The sequence below is a fragment of the Streptomyces sp. CAI-85 genome (genome assembly GCF_013363615.1).
Classification (GTDB): Bacteria; Actinomycetota; Actinomycetes; order Streptomycetales; family Streptomycetaceae; genus Streptomyces; species Streptomyces antibioticus_B.
Map to the genome: position 1 here is coordinate 28,591 of NZ_JAANNX010000039.1, position 18,692 is coordinate 47,282.

An 18,692-nucleotide genomic window follows, 5' to 3' on the forward strand; every position below is an offset into this window, starting at 1 on the left:
GACCCTCTGTAGGGTGCATTTCCATGGGGGATTCGTGGGTCAATTCCGCGGAGCGGATCGGTGCGGACCTGCATCTGGAGCTGTCCGGTCCGGGCGGGCGGCGGGCCGCGCTCATCCGGGCGCTGCGCGAGGCCGTGCGCGCCGGGCGGCTCGCCCCGGGCACCCGGCTGCCGCCCTACCGCTCGCTCGCCGCCGACCTCGGGATCGCCCGCAACACGGTGGCCGACGCCTATGCCGAACTGGTCGCGGAGGGCTGGCTGACCGCCCGCCAGGGCTCCGGCACCCGGGTCGCCGAACGGGCCGAGCCCCTGCGCCGCGCCGAACGCACACCGGTGGACGCGCCGCCACGCGCGCGTGGCCCGCTGCACGATCTGCGGCAGGGCACCCCGGACGTGTCGGCGTTCCCGCGCGCGGCCTGGCTCGCCTCCTACCGGCGGGCCCTCCAGCAGGCACCCAACGAGGTCTTCGGGCCCGGTGACCCCGCCGGACGCCGGGAGCTGCGCGAGGCCCTCACCGAGTACCTGGCACGCGCGCGGGGCGTACGCACCGAGCCGGAGCGCATCGTGATCTGCTCCGGCTTCGCCCACGCGCTGCGGCTGCTGTGCGCTCCCGGCGGGGTGCTGCGCGGCCCGCTGGCCGTGGAGGCGTACGGGCTGGGCTTCCACCGGGAGCTGCTCGCGGCGGCGGGCGTACGGACGGTTCCGCTGCCGCTGGACGAGGACGGGGCGCGCGTGGAGGCGCTGGGGCGCGAACGGGCCGTTCTGCTCACTCCCGCGCACCAGTTCCCCACCGGCGGCCCGCTGCACCCGGGCCGCCGGACCGCCGTCGTCGACTGGGCACGCGCGCGGGACGCGGTGGTGCTGAAGGACGACTACGACGGCGAGTTCCGCTACGACCGCAGGCCCGTCGGCGCCGTCCAGGGCCTCGACCCCGAGCGGGTGATCTACCTCGGCTCGGTCAGCAAGAGCCTCTCGCCCGCGCTGCGGCTGGGCTGGATGGTGCTGCCGCGGCGGCTCGTGGCCGGCGTGCTGGCCGCCAAGGGCGAGCGGGAGGGATGGGCGAGCGTCCCGGACCAGCTCGGTCTGGCCGACTTCATCGTCTCCGGGGCGTACGACCGTCATGTACGGCGGATGCGGCAACGCTACCGGGGCCGGCGGGACCGGCTGGTCGCGGCGCTGGCGGCCCAGGCGCCGCACATCGGGGTCACCGGGGTCGCGGCCGGGCTGCACGCGGTGCTGCGGCTGCCGCCCGGCACCGAGCGCTCCACGGTGAAGGCGGCCGCCTGGCAGGGCATCGCCCTGGACGGCCTGGCGTCCTTCCGGCACCCGGAGACGGACCTGCCGGCGGCGGACGGGCTGGTCGTCGGGTACGCGACACCGTCGGAGCACGCGTACGGCGCGGCGCTGGACGCCCTGTGCGGGGTGCTGCCGCCGGACCGGCGCCGCGAGCGGGGTCCGCGCCACCCGGGGTGAGGCGCGGCGGCAATCCTTCCCGCGGACGAGGCGCCGCGCGCCCCTCCTGCCCGAGGAGGAGCCGGGAGGAGCCGGGATCTGCACCCACCGGACGAGCCAGCGGACGCGGTCTCCGTCCCACTCACCAAATCCTTCCCCTAGGTGTCCGAAAAGCGGCTTACGGGCTACATGGATCCGAACGGCGGTGGGACCATCGGAAAAGGAGGTGTGCTGTCGTCGCGCCCGGCGCCGGGCAGGCAGCGGCCGCCCCCATCCTTCGTTCCGCCGTCAGGCGCAGGGCCCATCCCGCGCGTCCCCCTGTTGGCGGTCGGTACGGGAGGGTGTTGATGACGACGCTCGACGAACGTCATGGAGACGGAGCCGGCGGCCGGGATGTGCCGGGCGGCGAGGCCGTCCTCGCCCTCGCCGAGGCCCGGGACACGGCCGCCGTCCCGCTGGACGACCCCGGCGCCGCGCTCCCCCGCCTCACCGGCTCCAAGGCCGCGAACCTCGCCCGCGCGGCCCGCGCCGGGCTGCCGGTGCTGCCCGGGTTCGTGATCCCGCACGGAGGCGGCGGCGACACCGTCGCCCTGCGGCGGGCCTGGGACGGCCTCTCCGACGGGGGAACACGGCCGCTCGTCGTACGGTCCTCGTCGCCGCAGGAGGACACCGAGGGGTCCTCGCTGGCGGGCCGGTTCGCCTCGGTGCTCGACGTACGCGGGTGGCCGGCCTTCCGTGCGGCCGTACGGACCGTGCTCGACTCGGCGCGGCTGCCCGACGGATCCACGGCGCCCATGGCGGTCCTCGTACAGCCGATGCTCGGGGCGCGGGCCGGCGGGGTGATGTTCGGGGCCGACCCGGTAACGGGGCGGACCGACCGGATGCTGGTGAGCGCGGTGCACGGCGGCCCCGACACCCTGGTCGGCGGGGAGCGGACCGGCACCGGCTACCGGCTCAGCGCCCGCGGCAGACTGCTGCGCACCGAGCAGCCGGAGCAGCCGGAGCAACAAGAACAGCCAGAACAGCCAGAGCGGCCAGAGCGGCCAGAGCGGCCAGAGGCAGGGCACACACCGGAGGGCCCGCCCCTCACCCGCGCCGAGCTGGCCCGGCTGGTCCGGCTCGCGCGACGGGCGCGCAAGGTGTTCGGCGGACCGCAGGACATCGAGTTCGGGTTCGACACGGACGGGCGGCTGTGGCTGTTCCAGAGCCGTCCCATCACGGCGATGACGGCACGGCCCGCGCGCGGCGCCCGTCTGCTGGGACCCGGCCCGGTCGCCGAGACGCTCCCGGCGCGACTGACCCCGCTGGAGGAGGACCTGTGGGTCACGCCCATGGCGCACGGTCTCGCCGCCGCGCTCGACATCGGGGGCACCGCGCCGCGCCGGCTGCTGCGGACGGTGCCGGTGGTCCGCACGGTCGGCGGACGGGCGGCGGCCGACCTGCGGCTGCTCGGCGCGGCACGGCCCCGGCACCCGTGGCTCGCGCTGCTCAACCCCGCCCCGGGAGCCCGCCGGCTCGCCGCGGCATGGCGAGTGGGGCGGCTCGGCACGGCGCTGCCGGGCCTGGCGACGGACCTCGTCGCGGACGTCGACCGCAGGCTGGCCGGCATCCCGGCCCCCGCCGGAACCCCCTCCCCCGCGCTGGTGGCCGAGCTGCGCTGGACGCGCCGGGTCCTGGTGTCCCTGCACGCACAGGAGGCGCTCGCGGGTGCCCTGCTGCCCGAGCCGCCGACGAGCCGTACGGCGGCGGGCGCGGCGCTCACCGCGCTGGCGGCGGCCCGCGCGCGGGGCGTGCCCGACGCCGAGGTGATCGCCGCGGAGCCGGTGGTCCTCGCCCTGACGGCACCGAGCCTGCGCGGCCGGCCACGGACACCGGACGCGCACGTACCGGGGCAGGGCGACGGCGGCACGGGCGGCGAAGTGCCCCATAAGGCGAGCGAGCAGGATCCACGCCACGCCGACCGCTCCCCCGCCGACGTCCCCGCCCGCTCCCCCGTCCCCGGTCTCCCGCCCCGGGAAGCCCTCCGCCTGCGCATCCGCTGGGTCCAGGAGCTTCAGGTCCGGCTCGCCCGGGAGGCCGCCCGGCGGACGGGGCTGGACGTGGACCGCCTGGCGCTGCTGCGCTGGACGGAGGTGGCCGCCGCCCTGGAGGGCGGTCCGCTGCCGGCCGACGTCCACACGCGTGTGCAGCCCTCCGCGTCACCTCCGCTGCCGGACGCCTTCCGGCTGGCGGAGGGCACGGAGGGCGAGGTCGTGGTCGCGGAACACCACGAGAGGCACGGCGACGGCGACCGCGGCCTGGGCGCCTCCCGCGGCCGCGCGGTCGGCACCGCCTGGGACGGCACGGGCCCCCGCCCGCCCGACGCCGTGCTCGTCGTCCGCACCCTGGACCCGGCGCTCGCCCCGCTGCTGCCGGACCTGACCGGGCTGGTCGCGCAGACCGGCAGTCCGCTGTCCCACCTGGCGGTCCTGGCCAGGGAGTTCGGGCTCCCGGCGGTGGTCGGCGCCGCGCACGCCGTACGCCGCTTCCCGCCCGGTTCGCGGCTCTCGCTCGACGGCGCCACGGGCGACGTACGCGCGGGGGAGGCGCCGTGAAGAAGGTCATGTACGTGTTCGCGGGCCTCGCGGCGGCCGGGGCAGGCTCGTACCTGGTGATCTACCTGTACCGGTGGCAGTGGCAGCGGGCGCTGATCTGCGGGGTGCTGCTGCTGGTCGTCGAGGTGCTGCTGTTCGGCATCGTGCTGCTGGGGCGGCTGACCCGGATCGAGGAGCGGCTGCGGGACGCCGACCGGCGGCAGCGCGAGGCGGAGGCGCGCCAGGAGGACGTGCTCGCCCGGCTGCGGCAGCCCGCGCGGACGCGGGAGGACACGCGGTTCCGGTGGCTGGAGGACCCGTCGGACCGTGCATACGTCTTCGTGCCGGTCCTCATGGTCACCGGGGTGCTGCTGTCGGGGCTGGCGTGGGTGGTGCAGCGGATCGCGTCGGCCACGACGAGACCGGCCGAGCGGCGGCTGGCCGGACGGCTCGCCGTGCTCGGCGCCCCCGGCCCGGAGGGCGAGGACGGGCGGGGTGGACCGGACGAGCTGGCGGGGCTGCCGCCGCAGGGGCCCCGGATGTCGTGGGGCCGTACCGCGCGCGGGGCGGCCGTCGTGGTCGTGGCGGGCGCGCTGACCGTCGCGCTGGTCGCGGGGATCGCGGAGCTGACCCAGACCCGGGAGGAGGAACCGAACGGCGGCGCGGCGACCTCCGTGCTCGAGCAGGTCGACCTGCGGGGCCCCGATCTGACCTCCGCGCGCCGGGCGCTGGCCGCCGAGCAGGTGTGGGAGCGCTGCCGGGACTCCACGTCCGTACCGCTGCGGCACACGGCCCTGGGCGACCTCGGGGACGGTCTGTTCGCCGGGGTCGTACGGCCCGCGCTGACCGAGCACGACCGGCTGCGGCTGCGCGGCTGCCTGGAGGACACGACCCTGGAACGCACCCATCTCACGGTGGTCGGCATCGGCGACACGGGCGCGGACGACGACTGACCGGGGCGGCTCGACCGCATGAACCGGCCGATCCGTACGACATACGGTCCACATATGAATGCGTACACGGACAAGACGGACAAGGGGGGTGCGGGCTACGATGCCAAGGCGCCCACGTCCCCTAGTCCCTCTGGTCGCTCATGGCTGTCCTCAGCGCTACCCTGCCCAACCCCGCCCCCTCCTCCGCTCCCGTTCCCCGCAGGCGTCCCCTCCCCCGGCGCGCGATGCGTGTCCTGATCGCCCTCGTCATCGGCTACGCGGTCCTGTGGGCCGCCGGAGCCGGCGGCATCCTCGCCCTGTCGTACTGGGCCAGGCAGGAGACGCCCGCCCCGGCCGGCACCCGCACCGTGCAGGGCATCCACAACTTCCAGCCCGTCGACACCGAGGGACGGCTGTGGCGCGGTGCCGCACCCTCCCCCGCCGGGTACCGGGCGCTGGCGGGCCTGGGCTTCACCACCGTCGTGGATCTGCGCGCCGAGGACCTGAGCGCCCATCAGCTCGGCGGGCCGGGCAAGGCCGGTCTCGACGTCGTACGCCTGCCGATCCGGGACGGGCAGACGCCGAAGCCCGCGCAGGTGCAGCGGCTGCTGGCGACCGTCGCGGCGGCCGAGGGCAAGGTGTTCGTGCACTGCGGCGCCGGCGTCGGCCGTACGGGCACGATGGCGGCCGCGTATCTGGTGCGGACCGGGGAGAAGTCGCCGTCGACGGCGGTCCGGCGCAACCTCGCGGTCGGACCGCCGTCGATCGAGCAGATCTACTACGGACTGCGTCTCGGCAAGAGCGAGGCCGAGCAGCCGCCGCTGCCGGTCGTCGCCGTGAGCCGTCTGGTGGACGCCCCACGGCGCATGCTGACCTGGTTCTGAGGCCGTCGCACTCTCCCCGCGCGGGACGCAATTACGGCTTGCGCGCCACCGCCCCGTAGCCGGGGATGACGCCGTCCTCCTGGCCGGGCACGGGTTCGCCCAGCTCGGGATGCCAGTCGGGGACGACCGCGACGCCCGGCTCGACCAGGTCGAGCCCGTCGAAGAAGCGGGCGAACTCCTCGCGGGAGCGCAGGGCGAGGGTGATGCCCGCCCCCTTGAGCTTGGCGGTCGCCGCCGCCGACTCCTCCGGGGTGAAGTCGGCGGTGGCGTGGGTCATCATCAGGTAGCTGCCCGACGGCAGTTCGGCGAGCAGCCGGCCGACGAGCTCGTGCGCCCCGTCCTCGTCGGAGACGAAGTGCAGCAGCGCGATCAGCGACAGGGCCACCGGCCGGTCGAAGTCCAGGATCTTCCTGGCCCCCTCGACGATGGTGACCGGGTCGCGGACGTCCGCCTGGAGGTACTCCGTGACACCGCCGGGCGTGCTGCGCAGCAGGGCCGCCGCGTGGGCCAGCACGATCGGGTCGTTGTCGCAGTAGACGATCCTGGCGTCCGGCGCGACCTCCTGGGCGACCTGGTGCAGATTGGGCTCGGTCGGGATGCCCGTGCCGACGTCCAGGAACTGGCGGACGCCGTTCCGCGCCAGCCAGCGTGTGGCCCGGTGCATGAAGGCACGGTTGACTCGTGCCATCACCGGAACACGCGGGTCGAGCGCGAGCATCTGGCGGCCCAGCGCCTCGTCGACGGGATAGTTGTCCTTGCCGCCGAGGTACCAGTCGTACATGCGTGCGGGATGAGGCTTGCTGGTGTCGATCTCGACTACGGGGGTGGGGTCCTGCCCGGTCATGAGGCACTCCGTAAGCGTCTGACGCGGTCAACGATGATCAATTCAGTACCAAGATAAGGAAGTTGAGCGGAAGAAACACAATCCTCAGGACAGATTGTCAGGACAGCAGGAAGTCCGCCTTCCCCGCCTTCGCGCCCTCGATGAACGCGGTCATCTCGTCGGTCGTATAGATGAGTGCCGGACCGTCCGGGTCGGTGGACTGGCGGACGGCTATCCGGCCGTCGGCGAGCTTCATCGCCTCCAGGCAGTTGCCGCCGTTCCCGCCGCTCCACGGCTTGTGCCAGCCTTCGCTGCCCAAGTCCTGCGCGGGCATGCCGTTGTAGACCCGTTTGCGCGGCTTGATGCGATCCATTCACAGCTCCTTGCGGAAATCCCTCAGGATGTCCTTCGTGCGATGTGCAGTAGCGGCCTGCGCCGCCATGCGGTCCATGACCTCGAGATGGGTCGCCACCTCGGTGCGCGCGTCGAGATAGACGGCGCCGGTCAGGTACTCGCTGTAGACCATGTCCGGAAGCTCCGGCATGGCGAATCGGAACAGCACGAAGGGCCCGTACGTCCCCGGGTGCGGCCCGCCGGTGAACGGGGCGACCTGGAGCGTCACATTGGGCAGCTTCGTCGCTTCGAGCAGTTTGTCGACCTGCGCGCGCATCACCTCCGGACCGCCCACCGGGCGGCGCAGCACGGTCTCGTCCATCACGACCCACAGCCGGGGCGCGTCCTGACGAGTGAGCAGTTCCTGGCGTTGCATGCGCAGGTCGACATGGCGCTCGATGTCCTCCGGCCGGGTCTGGCCGATGGCTCCGGAGCGCAGCACCCCGCGCGCGTAGTCCTCGGTCTGGAGCAGACCGGGGATGAAGTGCGGTTCGTACTGGCGGATCAGGGAGGCGGCGCCCTCCAGGCTGACGTGCATGGAGAACCAGCCCGGCAGGACGTCGTGGAAGCGCTGCCACCAGCCGGGCCGGTTGGCCTCCTCGGCCAGTTGCACGAAGCCCTCGGCCTCGTCGTCGGTGACGCCGTACGCCTTCAGCAGCAACTGGAGGTAGGGGATCTTGAGACCGACCTCGGCCATCTCCATCCGGCGGACGGTGGCGGGCGCGACACGGAGGATCCGAGCGGCCTCCTCACGCTTGAGCCCGGCGCGTTCCCGCAGGTCCAGCAGGCGCCGGCCGAGGACGACCTGTCCGACGGTCGGCGCGGACCGCGGTTCGCTCACGCTCCACCTCCATGAAGAACCTGAACAGCCTTACGGCGCCATTCGAAGACTCGATCGAAGATCTGTACGAACGAGTACGGATCTTCGGTGATCCCAACTGGCGCCGCTCAACGTGTTGTTGCGTGCAGTGTGCCACGGCGTTCCACACCGTCACACAGCACTCTGCATTTTTCAGAGTGACACTTGCCAAGTGTTCACGGCGGGGCGATAGTGGCAAGCGTGATTCCGTCCGCGCCCTTAGGAACAGACGCTGCCGCAGGCCACCCCCGAGGTCTCGGTGCCGCCGCGGGAGCAAGGCCCTCCGAGGCCGCTGCCGAGCGCCGGTTCCGCTTCGAGCTGGCCGCCCATCCGGGTTCTCCCGCCCAGGCCAGACGCCTGGCCAGAACGCGGCTGACCGGCTGGGCGGTGTGCGAGGACACCTGCGACACGGCCGCCCTCGTGATATCCGAACTGGTGACCAACGCGATCGTGCACACCGACAGCGATGTCGTCGTGTGCGAGCTGTACGACGGTGACGACCTGGTGCGCATCTCCGTGCGTGACGAGGGATGCGCCCCCGGCGAGCCGCATCCGTCCCCGCAGCGCCCCGAGGAGGAGCACGGGAGGGGACTGCTCCTCGTCGCGGCCGTCTGTCACGCCTGGGGCGCCCAGGAGCACGGGGCGGGCCTGCTGGTGTGGGCCGACGTCCCGCGCAGCGCGGGCCCCGCGCACGCCGACGGCCTCGACACCGACGAACCCCGTGACGACCTGGGCTGGGGCGCACCGCCCGCCCCGGGGCCGGGGGACGACACCGAGCACGACGACCACACCGACCACGCCGACCACTCGGGTGAGGGGGGCGAGGCGAGCACCGCCCCCGACCCACGGGACCTCCGGCGGAACGACGGCCACCCGCACCACACGGCCCAGGCCGGGACGCACCCCGCGCACCCCGCCCACCGCACGCCGGAGCCGGGCACGCACCCGGCCCACCGCGCCGCCCCGGAACCGGGCGCCCACCCGACACACCGCGCACCGGACCCGGCCCCGCACCCCGCTCATCCCACGCACCGCGCCACCCCGGACCAGGCCCCGCACCCCGTACGGCCCCTGCCCCACGGCCCCGCGCCCCACGGCCCCCTGCCCTATGTGCCGAAACCCCCCGACCAGTCGTCGGCCAGTCCGGCGGCGCCGCGCGTGGCCCCGCAGTGGCAGCGCACGCCCGACCTCGGCGCCCGGGCCGCCGGAACCGTACCCGGCGACCGCGGCCGCGAATGGGGCCGGCCATGAGCACCCTGACCTCCCCGGCCCTCAGCCTGAACACCCTCGTCCGGCTGAAGCGCAGCGGCCTGGGCATCGCGCCGCGAGCCCCTCGCCGGCTCGTCGTGCCGGACGGCATGACCGCCCCCCTCGGCTGCGACGCCGTCGCCGCCCCCGCCGACCTCGGCGCACTCCTCGTACCGCGTCTCCCGCGCGTGGGCTGTATCTACGCCGACAGCTCGCACTGGTGGTGGCTCGTCCCCTCCGACTCCGACTACGCCCTGGAGTGGCCCGCCCCCTCCCGGTACGCCACCGGAGCGATCGTGCCGGACACCCCGCGCACGCCCCACCTCTTCCACCGGCCGGACGGCACGCTTCCGTACACGCCGCCGATCCCCCTCTATCTGGCCCTGTGCCGTCTGACCGGCACCGCGCCGGCCTGGTCCCGGCCGATCAGCGCGTAACCCCCGCGCACGCCCGCGCGCACCCGCTCCCCGGCTCTGCGCCCTGTCCTGCCCCACCCCCTCCCGCGATAGTGGCCGTTCGTCCACGATCGGGGGAGGTCATCGGTGGCGAAGGAGCGACAGGGGAAACGCCCGAAAGAGCAGAAGGAGCGGAAGGAAGAGAAGGAGCGCAAGGGCCGCAGCCCCGACGAGCGTGACGTCTCCGAGTCGGAGCGGCTGCTCTTCGGCGGCCCGCTCCGCTACGACATGGGCTGGAACCAGCACCGGGACGCGTTCCTGGAGCTGGACTTCCGGGCCATGGTCGCCCGGCTGCCGTCACTGCTCGCCCTGAGCCTGCGGCTGGCCCGGCAGGCCGACCCGCGCGCGGCCAGGATCGTGCTGGGCGCGGAGATCGCCCAGGGCGCCGCGCAGGCGGTCAGCCTGCTCGCCGTCAACACCGTGCTGACCCGGCTGATCGGCTCCGGACCTATCGAGGACCGGCTGCGCGACGCCGCCCCGGCGCTGACCGTCATGGCCGTCGTCCTCCTGGTGTCGGCGCTGCTGCGGGCCGCGTCGACGTACGCCACCGGGCGGCTCGAACCCAAGGTGGAGCGGGTGGCGACCGAGCTGTACCTGGAGCGGGCGGCGGCGGTCGAGCTGTCCGCGATCGAGGATCACGCCTTCCACAAGCTGCTGGACACCGCGCAGTACGGCGCCCAGTCCGCCCGCCGGATGATCATGTACGGGGCGCGGGTGGTGAACGCGGTGATCTCGCTGGCCGCCGCGGCGGGCGTGCTCACGGTGCTGCACCCCCTGCTGCTGCCGCTGCTGGTGACGATGACGCTGCCCAGCGCGTGGAGCGCGCTGACGAACGCGCGGCGCCGCTACGAGTCCTTCCACACCTGGGTGCAGCACGCGCGCGCGGGCCATCTGATCGGGAGCCTGCTCACGGAGCCGGCGGCCGCGCCGGAGATCCGGGTGCACGGGGTCGGACCGTTCCTGCTGCGGCACTTCCGGGCGATGTCGGAGACGGCGGAGGCAGAGCAGGCCCGGCTGGCCCGGCTGGCCGCCCGCACCGGGCTGATCGCGGCGGCCTGGACGGGCCTGGCGACGGCGGCGACGTACGCCACGCTGGGCGGGCTGCTGCTGACGGGGACGATGGCGCTGGCGGTGGCGGGCACGGCCGTCATCGCGATCCGCTCGGGTTCCACGAGCCTGAACACGCTGGTCCTGGAGATCAACGAGCTGCACGAGGAGGCCCTGTTCGTCGGTGATCTCCAGCGGCTGTACGTCGAGGCGGCCGAGCGGGCGATCCCGGTGGGCGGGGTGGCGCTGCCGGACGATCCGCGGGAGATCCGGTTCGAGAACGTCACCTTCGGCTATCCCGGTGAGTCGGCCCGGCCCGCGCTGGACGACGTCACGCTCACCCTTCCGCTGGGCCGGATCATCGCGCTCGTCGGGGAGAACGGCTCGGGCAAGACGACGCTGGTGAAGCTGCTGGCGGGGCTGTACCGGCCGGACCGGGGGCGGATCCTGTGGGACGACGTGGACGTGGCGGACGCGGACCGGCACCGGCTCGCCGAGCGCATCGCGATGGTGGCGCAGGACTTCAAGCGCTGGCCGTTCACCGCGCGGGTCAACGTGGCGATCGGGCGGTCGTCGGCGGCGCTGACGGAGGAGCGGCTGGCCACGTCGGTCGCGGAGGCGGGCGCGGAGGACGTGGTGGCGGATCTGCCGCGCGGTCTGGACACCCTGCTGGCCCGGCATTTCAGCGGCGGGCACGAGCTGTCCGGCGGGCAGTGGCAGAGGCTCGGCATCGCGCGGGCCGCGTACCGGCGGGGCCGCATCCTGATCGTGGACGAGCCGACGGCCGCCCTGGACGCGCGGGCCGAGCTGGAGGTCTTCGAGAAGATCCGGGCGCTGGCCGACAGCGGCCAGACGGTCGTGCTGATCACCCACCGGCTGGCGTCGGTCCGGCACGCGGACCTGGTGCATGTGCTGGACCAGGGCCGGCTGGTGGAGTCCGGGACACCGGACGAGCTGCTGGCGGGCGGCGGGGTCTACGCCGAGCTGTACGCGCTCCAGGCGGGGCAGTTCTCGACGCCGGCGCCCACCTCGCAGGTGGGCTGACGGCTCAGTCGGTCGCGTCCGCGCGGACGATCACCAGGAAGGTGTCCGTGGCGAGGTCCATGACGACCTCGGCGGGCAGCCCCTCCATGCGCCGTGCGTGCGCGAACTCCTCCGCGGGCCACGATCCGCGCGGCCCACCTGCGGGAAAGCGTTCGAGCACGGTCCGCCCGTTCACCATCTCGCACCTCCGAAGCGTCGTACTTGTAGGAGTTAACGCCCTGCGGAGGCCGAACGGCTCGGTCGGTTGCGGTACTGAGACGTAGCTGACACGGGGTCGGCGCGGACGGTGAGGGTCCGGTCACTTTCCGGACACTTTCCGCACCATCCGTGTCGGAAGGGGCACGTACCGTGTCAGCCGACGCGGGACGGCTCCGGCAGCGCGGCCGACGGGGCGGACGGGGTCGGCAGGCCCACACGGCCGCGTCGTACGGCGAGTTCGTCGAGGAGTTCGGCGAGCCGCTCCCGGTGGGCCGCGTCGAGCCGTCCGGTGTCGTCGCGGTGGACCGCGCAGGCGGTGGTGGTGTCCACGAGCCGCTCCAGCAGGGCGGCGACCTCGTCCGTGCCCTCGGTGTGCCGGGCGAGGGCGGGCAGTTCGGCGGCGGCCCGCGCGCTGGCGGCCCGGGCCTCGGCGAGCGTGCGGTACGCCTCGCGGCGCAGCGTCCAGCGGGCGGCACGGTCGTCGTCCCGGCCGAGCGGGACACCGGCACCGTCCCGCTCGGCGAGCACATGGGTGAGGTAGGCGTGCGCCGCGTCGGCGGCCGTGGCGAGCCGGGCCCGGACCTGGCCGCCGCGCTCCCCCGGCATCGGCAGATGCCCGACGAACAGCACGATCCCGCAGGCCAGCAGGGTCTCCACGAGCCGTCCGGCCGACGCCTGGGGCTCCCCGCCGACCATCACCAGGGACAGCACGAGCATGGTGACGACGGCGGTCAGCGCGGCGAAGTGCCGCGTGGCGACCGGGATCAGCGCGCCGCAGACCGCGACCAGCGCCACGAGCCCGGCAGGGCGCGGCAGCAGGGCGGCGAACCCGGCGAAGAGCAGCGCCCCCGCCACGGTCCCCGCGGCCCGGCACAGCACGCGGGACACCAGCGGCCCGAGGTCGGGCTTGACCAGGAAGACGGCCGTGGCGGGCAGCCAGTACCAGTGCTCGTGCCGCCCGTACCAGTGGGTGTGGTGCAGGGCCTGCGCGAGGGCGACGCTGGTCCCGAAGCAGAGCGCGACCCGCAGCCCGTACTCGCGGCCCCCGGCGCCGAGGACGGTCCGCAGCAGGTCCCGCGCGCCCCGCCGACGGGTGTGCAGATCGTGTCCGGTGCCCCGGTCGAAGGCGTCGGCGGCGCGCAGCAGGGCGTCGTCGAGGGCGCGCAGCGCGGGCGCCGACCGGGACGGGGCGGGCAGCGGTCCGGTGGGGGTGTTCTCTCGGACGGCGGCGGCGAGCCGCCGGGGCCCCTCGCCCGCGCGTGCGCCGACGGGCTCACCGGCCCAGGCGAGGGCTGTGGCGGCCTCGGCCAGGGGCAGCGCGGCGGCGTACTGGCCGTGCAGCCGCCGTTCGGCCGCGCTGCTGGCGAAGCGGCGCAGCCGGGGCCCGTCGAGGGCGTCCTGGGCGTCGTCGAGCGCGGCGGTGAGGGCGGCGCGGCGGGCGGTGGCGTGCCCGGTGCCGGCGGCGTCGAGGAGGGCGGCGATCGCGTCGTACACGCCGGCCACCGCGTCCCGTTCCCCGTCGAAGCGGAAGTCGCCGGTCATCGCGCCCGGTGTGGGCAGGGCCAGCCGCAGGGTGAGCAGCCAGCCGGCGCCGGCGAGGAAGGCGAGGGCGCGGGTCGGGCCGTCCTCGGGCAGCGGCATCCCGGCGCCGATCGCGGCGGCGACCAGCAGTTGGGTCCCGGCGCCCGAGGCGACCGGTCCGACGGCGCTGATCCCGCCGGCGAGGAGCCCGAGCCCGGTGAGCACGGCCGTCAGCGCGACCGGCCCGGCGTGGTCCCCGGCGTACGTCCCGACGAGCAGTCCGGCCGCACCGGCGAGCGCGGGGGCCCCGAGCCGTTTGACGGAGGAGCGGCGGCTGCCGGGCCGGTCGTTGATCCCGGCGAGCATCGCGGCGATCGCGGCCACCACACCGAGGGACGTACGGTCCGCCAGGACGGCGGCGAGCAGCAGCGGCCCGGCGGAGAGCGCCCCGCGTGCGACGGCGCTCCAGGGGACGGGCCCGCGCTGGGCGCGCAGCGCGTGTGCGATCCAGGGCGGCAGAGCGGCGCGAGCGGGACGGTGCGGGCGCGGTGACACGGGGCTCCTGTCGGTGCGAGGGCTCGGATGTGCCTTCGGGCGACAGTGGCCGGGGCGATGATCGGTCAGCGGTGGGCTGCTCCCTCCACGGTACGTGGTGCGCGTGGGGGCTGTGGGACAGGCGCGTTTCAGCCGGGTGACGGCTTCCGGGCGGTCTCACGGGCCGGCGGTCAGGGGAGCCCTGCCCGCTCCGCCGCCGTGCGCAGTACGTCTCTCAGCATCTCGGGGGTGAGGCGCCCGGTGAAGGTGTTGCGCTGGCTGACGTGGAAGCAGCCGAAGAGGGCGAGGCCGTCGAGCGAGACCCTCGCCCCGTGCGCGAACGCGGGCCGGGGCCGGGGCACGGTCCAGCCGGCCTCGGCGAACGCGGGCAGCGCGGCCTGCCAGCCGAAGGCGCCGAGGACGACGACGGCGCGCAGAGTCGGCCGCAGCAGCCGCAGTTCCTGTACGAGCCAGGGGCGGCAGGTGTCCCGTTCGCCGGGCGTGGGCTTGTTGTCGGGCGGCGCGCAGTGCACCGGCGCGGTGACGCGCACGCCGTACAGCTCCAGGCCGTCGTCGGCCGCGACCGAGGTGGGCTGCGAGGCGAGCCCGACGTCGTACAGCGCCTGGTATAGGACGTCACCCGAGCGGTCGCCGGTGAACATCCGGCCGGTGCGGTTGCCGCCGTGCGCGGCCGGGGCGAGCCCGATGATCAGCAGCCGCGCGTCGGAGGGCCCGAACCCGGGCACCGGCCGCCCCCAGTACGTCCAGTCGGCGAAGGCCGCCCGCTTGGTGCGGGCCACCTCCTCCCGCCAGGCCACCAGCCGGGGGCAGGCCCGGCACCCCTCGACCCGCAGGTCCAGCTCGGCCAGCCCGACGGCGCAGCCGGGCCCGGCGTCCGGATCACGAGGGGCGTCCATCACTCCACCGTACGGCCGCGCGGGGCGGGGCGGTTCACAGACGGAACCAGCCGTGCCCCACGTACCAGTGCCCGCCCTCGTCCAGATGGTCCAGGACCGCCCGCTGCACGGGCGTCCGGCGCGGGAGCCGGTCGAGGGGGACGTCGGTGGTGCCGAAGACGAAGCGCACGGGCTCGGTGTCCTCGGGCTCCGAGAGGCGGTGGCTGAGCCGGAACCGCTCCTGGAAGCGGACGATGTTGGAGTCGGCGGGCAGCCGGTCCCTCAGTTGCGGGTCGAGCAGCCAGGAGCCGCAGATCGCCACCTGGTAGGACTCCTCGGGGTAGTGGCGGGCGAAGAAGGCGCGGGCCAGGGCGAGGGAGCGGTCGACGGCCTCCGGCGTCAGCGGGCCCAGGAAGTCGGGAATGTGCAGGGCGAGCGCGGGGTCGCCGGGGACGAGGGGCAGTCCGGCCTCGGCGATCGAACCGCCGGTCCAGGAGCCGATCCGGCCGCGCTGGAACTGGAGCCGCCCCAGTTGGTACAGCTCGCCGTGGAAGTGCAGGCTCAGCCAGCGCGGGCTGAGCACCCCGCCCGTGCCGTACCAGCGCCGGTGCCAGGCGACACACCGGCCGACGTCGGCGAGGGTGTGCCGGCCGATCCGGTCCGGGACGCCCCGCGCGCGGTGGTGGGCGCGGACATGGGGCAGGGCGGCGGCGAAGACGAACAGCGGGGCGTAGCGCGCGAGGGCACCCGTGGCGCCCGGGAGCGGCGGGATGTCGGCCGCCTTCTCGCGGACCGAACCGATTCCCTCGACCAGGCCGGCCGCCGCCTCCTCCAGGAAGCGCAGCGCCCCGGCGTCCCGGCGCAGATGCCGGCTCAGCCGTACGGCCTCGTCGATGTCCTCGTGCGGTACCGCGAGGTCGAGGAGGACCTCGGCCAGTTCGTCGGCGTCCGGCAGCACGGCGCCGCCCCCCTCCGGTTGCTTCGGGCTCCCTTGGAGAACGTCCGGGCCGCGCAGTACGTTGCAGGGAGGAAGTGGTGATCTGGATGCGTACGGGCAGTGAGCCGGTGACCGCGCGCAGTGCGCTGCGGATGCGCTTCTGGCTGAGCCTGTGGGGTCTGGTCTGGGCGGTCTTCGGGACGATCGCGTTCATGCTGGCGGGGCGCCCCGGATGGGCGGTGGCCTGCGGACTGCTGTGGCTGGTGGTCACCGTCGACCTGGCGCGGATCCTGCGGCATCTGCGGCAGGGCCCGCACTACCAGCCGGGCCGCGACGTCCCGCCGTACCGGCCGCCGGACCACGGCCGGTCCTGACGGCTCAGCAGCCCTCAGGTCTCGAAGCGGGAGCCCCTCAGGTCTCGAAGCGGGCCGCCTCCAGATAGCGCGGGTTGGGGTCCAGGGCGGCGGCGAGCCGGAAGTGGCGGGTCGCCATGTCGGCGCGCCCCTGCCGCTGGTAGGTGCGGGCCAGCGCGAAGTGCGCGAAGGCGTTGTCCGGCTCGCGCTCCAGGACGACCGTGAACTCCAGTTCGGCGGGGCGGAGCTGGGCGGCCGCGAAGAAGGCGCGGGCGCGCAGCAGCCGGGCGGCGGTGTTCTCGGGGTGTGCGGCGATGACCCGGTCGAGCAGCTTCACCGCGCCCCGCGGATCCCGCGCGGCGAGCAACTGCTCCGCGGCGCGGAAGTCGATGACATGCGTCTCCGGAGTACGTCCGGTCGAACCGCTGGTTTCGGGCACGGAAAAATCCTTCCCTTGCTGGCAGGGTTCAACGCGCGGAGCGCGGACCGCTATTCCGTGCGCGCCCGGCGCGCCAGATCCGCCCAGACCTCCCGCACCCGCGCCTGGAGGTCGGGGAGCGGTACGTCGTTGTCGATGACGATGTCGGCGATCTTCCGGCGCTCCTCGCGGGTCGCCTGGGCGGCCATCCGCGCGCGGGCGTCGTCCTCGGTCATACCGCGCAGCCGGACGAGCCGGTCGAGCTGGGTGCGGGGGTCGGCGTCGACGACGATGACGACGTCGTAGAACGGGGCGAGGCCGTTCTCGGTGAGGAGCGGGACGTCGTGGACGACGACGGCGTCCTCGGGGGCGGCGTCCTCCAGCTCGCGGGAGCGGGCGCCGACCAGGGGGTGCACGATGCCGTTCAGGACGGCCAGCTTCTCCGGGTCGGCGAAGACGATCGAGCCCAGTCTCGGCCGGTCGAGGCCGCCGTCCTCGGCGAGGACCTCCGCGCCGAACGCCTCCACGACGGCGGCGAGCCCCGGTGTCCCGGGGGCGACGACCTCGCGGGCGATCCGGTCGGCGTCGATCAGTACGGCCCCGCACGCGACGAGCAGCCGGGACACCTCGCTCTTGCCGGCGCCGATTCCGCCGGTCAGGCCCACTGTCAGCATGAGCGGAAGCTTAGGGCCTGCCGGTGGTGTCGCGTCCGGCAGGCCCGGGGCTTCCAGGCGGTGGCTCAGCCCTCGCCCTCGCGTTCCGCGAGGAACTTCTCGAACTCGCGGCCGATCTCGTCGGCGGAGGGGATGTCGACGGGTTCGGCGAGCATGTTGCCGCGGGTCTCGGCGCCCGCCGCCGCGTCGTACTGGTGCTCCAACCCCTGGACGAGGGCGGTGAGTTCCTCGTCGCCCTCCTGGATCTGGCGGTCGATCTCGGTCTGGGTGCGGTGGGCGTCGGTGCGCAGCGCGTGCGCGATGCCCGGCAGGACCAGTCCGGTGGCCGCGGTGATGGCCTCCAGGACCGTCAGGGCGGCGTCCGGGTAGGCGGAGCGGGCGATGTAGTGGGGGACGTGCGCGGCGACGCCCAGCACGTCGTGCCCGGTCTCCATGAGGCGGTACTCGACGAGCGCCTCGGCGCTGCCGGGGACCTGTGCCTCGTCGAAGGGGCTGCGGTGGCCGGGGACCAGGTCCGTCCGGTTGCCGTGCGGGGTGAGGCCCACGGGGCGGGTGTGCGGGACGCCCATGGGGATGCCGTGGAAGTTCACCGACAGCCGGACGCCGAGGCGTTCGACGATCTGCTTCACGGCGACGGCGAACCGCTCCCACTCCACGTCCGGTTCGGGCCCGGACAGCAGCAGGAAGGGGGCGCCGGTGGTGTCCTGGACGAGGCGCACCTCGATGGAGGGCTCCTCGTACTCCGTCCAGCGGTCGCGCTTGAAGGTCAGCAGCGGCCGGCGCGCGCGGTAGTCGACGAGCCGGTCGTGGTCGAAGCGGGCGACGAGCTGGTGGGGCAGTGAGCCGAGCAGCCGGTCGACGATCTGGTCACCGGTCTCCCCCGCGTCGATGTATCCGTCGAAGTGGTAGAGCATCACAAGTCCGGCCGACTCCTGGGCCAGCGCCATGTCGACGACGGCCAGCCCTTTCGGCTCCCATGCGTACAAACCCTGCGGATCAAGCACCTGGACCGCTCCTCCTCGTGTTCCCCCTTCACAACACCCGTGGGAGCGACGGCATTCCCGCACGGGAACGCACAGGAGAAGGGCCGCACCCCGAGAGGTACGGCCCTTCTTCATGCTGTTCTGCCGGCCGGGGCGCTCAGGCCCCGGTGGCAGCCGGTGTGCCGAGCGTCAGCTCTGGCCGCCGGCGAGCTTCTCGCGCAGCGCGGCGAGCGCCTCGTCCGAGGCCAGGGCACCGGAGGTGTCCGCGCCCTCGGAGGAGTACGAGCCGCCACCCGAGGCGGCCGGAGCCGCAGCCTCGCCGCCCTCGGCCGCGGCAGCGGCGTCGGCCTCGCGGGACTTGATGACCTGCTGCTGGTGCTGCTCGAAGCGGGTCTGCGCCTCGGCGTACTGATGCTCCCACGCCTCGCGCTGGGTCTCGTAGCCCTCGAGCCAGTCGTTGGTCTCGGGG

The 18,692-nt window shown here is 74.4% G+C and carries 17 protein-coding genes and 2 pseudogenes; 8 read left to right on the forward strand and 11 right to left on the reverse strand.

Annotated features, from left to right (window positions below):
- Positions 1–23: 23 nt before the first annotated feature.
- The 4 genes from G6W55_RS28045 (at position 24) to G6W55_RS28060 (ending at position 5,840) form a co-directional block, all read left to right on the forward strand.
- Entirely contained in the window at positions 24–1,472 is a 1,449-nt protein-coding gene (locus G6W55_RS28045) for a PLP-dependent aminotransferase family protein (protein ID WP_175523582.1), read from the forward strand.
- Positions 1,473–1,798: 326 nt separating this feature from the next.
- Complete coding sequence (locus tag G6W55_RS28050) at positions 1,799–4,045, forward strand: PEP/pyruvate-binding domain-containing protein (RefSeq protein ID WP_175523583.1); 2,247 nt, start codon at positions 1,799–1,801, stop codon at positions 4,043–4,045.
- Positions 4,042–4,977 carry a hypothetical protein gene (locus tag G6W55_RS28055; protein ID WP_175523584.1) on the forward strand — a complete coding sequence of 312 codons (936 nt, stop codon included), beginning with the start codon at positions 4,042–4,044 and terminating at the stop codon, positions 4,975–4,977. Before G6W55_RS28050 ends, G6W55_RS28055 begins: the two co-directional genes overlap by 4 nt.
- Positions 4,978–5,201: 224 nt before the next feature.
- The gene (locus G6W55_RS28060; RefSeq protein ID WP_244369816.1) at positions 5,202–5,840 is read left to right on the forward strand and encodes a dual specificity protein phosphatase family protein; all 639 of its coding nucleotides are present in this window, start codon (positions 5,202–5,204) and stop codon (positions 5,838–5,840) included.
- Between the two features lie 31 nt (positions 5,841–5,871).
- Here the strand turns inward: G6W55_RS28060 and G6W55_RS28065 are convergent, their stop codons facing one another.
- The 3 genes from G6W55_RS28065 to G6W55_RS28075 all read right to left on the reverse strand — a co-directional run bounded on the left by G6W55_RS28065 (position 5,872) and on the right by G6W55_RS28075 (position 7,897).
- Positions 5,872–6,684, reverse strand: coding sequence for an SAM-dependent methyltransferase (locus tag G6W55_RS28065; RefSeq protein WP_175523586.1), 813 nt, complete (start codon positions 6,682–6,684; stop codon positions 5,872–5,874).
- A gap of 97 nt (positions 6,685–6,781) precedes the next feature.
- Positions 6,782–7,036: a DUF397 domain-containing protein gene (locus G6W55_RS28070; RefSeq protein ID WP_030791453.1), complete on the reverse strand. Its 255-nt coding sequence runs from the start codon at positions 7,034–7,036 to the stop codon at positions 6,782–6,784.
- On the reverse strand, positions 7,037–7,897 hold the full coding sequence (locus G6W55_RS28075) for a helix-turn-helix transcriptional regulator (protein ID WP_175523587.1): 861 nt from the start codon (positions 7,895–7,897) through the stop codon (positions 7,037–7,039).
- 183 nt (positions 7,898–8,080) lie between these two features.
- Between G6W55_RS28075 and G6W55_RS28080 the strand changes: the two are divergent.
- The 3 genes and pseudogenes from G6W55_RS28080 to G6W55_RS28090 form a co-directional block, all read left to right on the forward strand.
- A pseudogene (locus tag G6W55_RS28080) lies at positions 8,081–8,710 on the forward strand (ATP-binding protein); the annotation flags it as partial.
- 452 nt (positions 8,711–9,162) lie between these two features.
- Complete coding sequence (locus tag G6W55_RS28085; RefSeq protein ID WP_175523588.1) at positions 9,163–9,600, forward strand: hypothetical protein; 438 nt, start codon at positions 9,163–9,165, stop codon at positions 9,598–9,600.
- 246 nt (positions 9,601–9,846) lie between these two features.
- The gene (locus tag G6W55_RS28090; protein WP_175523598.1) at positions 9,847–11,709 is read left to right on the forward strand and encodes an ABC transporter ATP-binding protein; all 1,863 of its coding nucleotides are present in this window, start codon (positions 9,847–9,849) and stop codon (positions 11,707–11,709) included.
- A 4-nt stretch (positions 11,710–11,713) separates the two neighbouring features.
- Here G6W55_RS28090 and G6W55_RS28095 read toward each other — a convergent pair whose 3' ends face one another.
- From G6W55_RS28095 to G6W55_RS28110, 4 genes are all read right to left on the reverse strand, one after another.
- Positions 11,714–11,887, reverse strand: coding sequence for a hypothetical protein (locus tag G6W55_RS28095; protein ID WP_167797174.1), 174 nt, complete (start codon positions 11,885–11,887; stop codon positions 11,714–11,716).
- 173 nt (positions 11,888–12,060) lie between these two features.
- A complete protein-coding gene (locus G6W55_RS28100) occupies positions 12,061–13,983 on the reverse strand; it encodes an FUSC family protein (protein ID WP_175523589.1) in 1,923 nt (640 codons plus the stop codon).
- Between the two features lie 170 nt (positions 13,984–14,153).
- The gene (locus tag G6W55_RS28105; RefSeq protein WP_175523590.1) at positions 14,154–14,879 is read right to left on the reverse strand and encodes a uracil-DNA glycosylase; all 726 of its coding nucleotides are present in this window, start codon (positions 14,877–14,879) and stop codon (positions 14,154–14,156) included.
- Between the two features lie 34 nt (positions 14,880–14,913).
- Positions 14,914–15,816: an acyltransferase domain-containing protein gene (locus tag G6W55_RS28110; RefSeq protein ID WP_175523591.1), complete on the reverse strand. Its 903-nt coding sequence runs from the start codon at positions 15,814–15,816 to the stop codon at positions 14,914–14,916.
- 86 nt (positions 15,817–15,902) lie between these two features.
- Between G6W55_RS28110 and G6W55_RS28115 the strand changes: the two genes are divergently transcribed.
- A complete protein-coding gene (locus G6W55_RS28115) occupies positions 15,903–16,169 on the forward strand; it encodes a DUF6343 family protein (protein WP_175523599.1) in 267 nt (88 codons plus the stop codon).
- Between the two features lie 37 nt (positions 16,170–16,206).
- On the opposite strand, the gene G6W55_RS28120 is transcribed toward G6W55_RS28115, so the two are convergent.
- The 4 genes and pseudogenes from G6W55_RS28120 to rpsA form a co-directional block, all read right to left on the reverse strand.
- Entirely contained in the window at positions 16,207–16,587 is a 381-nt protein-coding gene (locus G6W55_RS28120) for a tetratricopeptide repeat protein (protein ID WP_085208539.1), read from the reverse strand.
- Between the two features lie 50 nt (positions 16,588–16,637).
- Positions 16,638–17,240, reverse strand: a complete 603-nt coding sequence (gene coaE / locus G6W55_RS28125; RefSeq protein ID WP_175523592.1) for a dephospho-CoA kinase — start codon at positions 17,238–17,240, stop codon at positions 16,638–16,640.
- Positions 17,241–17,305: 65 nt separating this feature from the next.
- Positions 17,306–18,244, reverse strand: a complete 939-nt coding sequence (locus G6W55_RS28130) for a PAC2 family protein (protein ID WP_175523593.1) — start codon at positions 18,242–18,244, stop codon at positions 17,306–17,308.
- A 168-nt stretch (positions 18,245–18,412) separates the two neighbouring features.
- Positions 18,413–18,692 (reverse strand): annotated as a pseudogene (rpsA, locus tag G6W55_RS28135) (30S ribosomal protein S1); the annotation flags it as partial.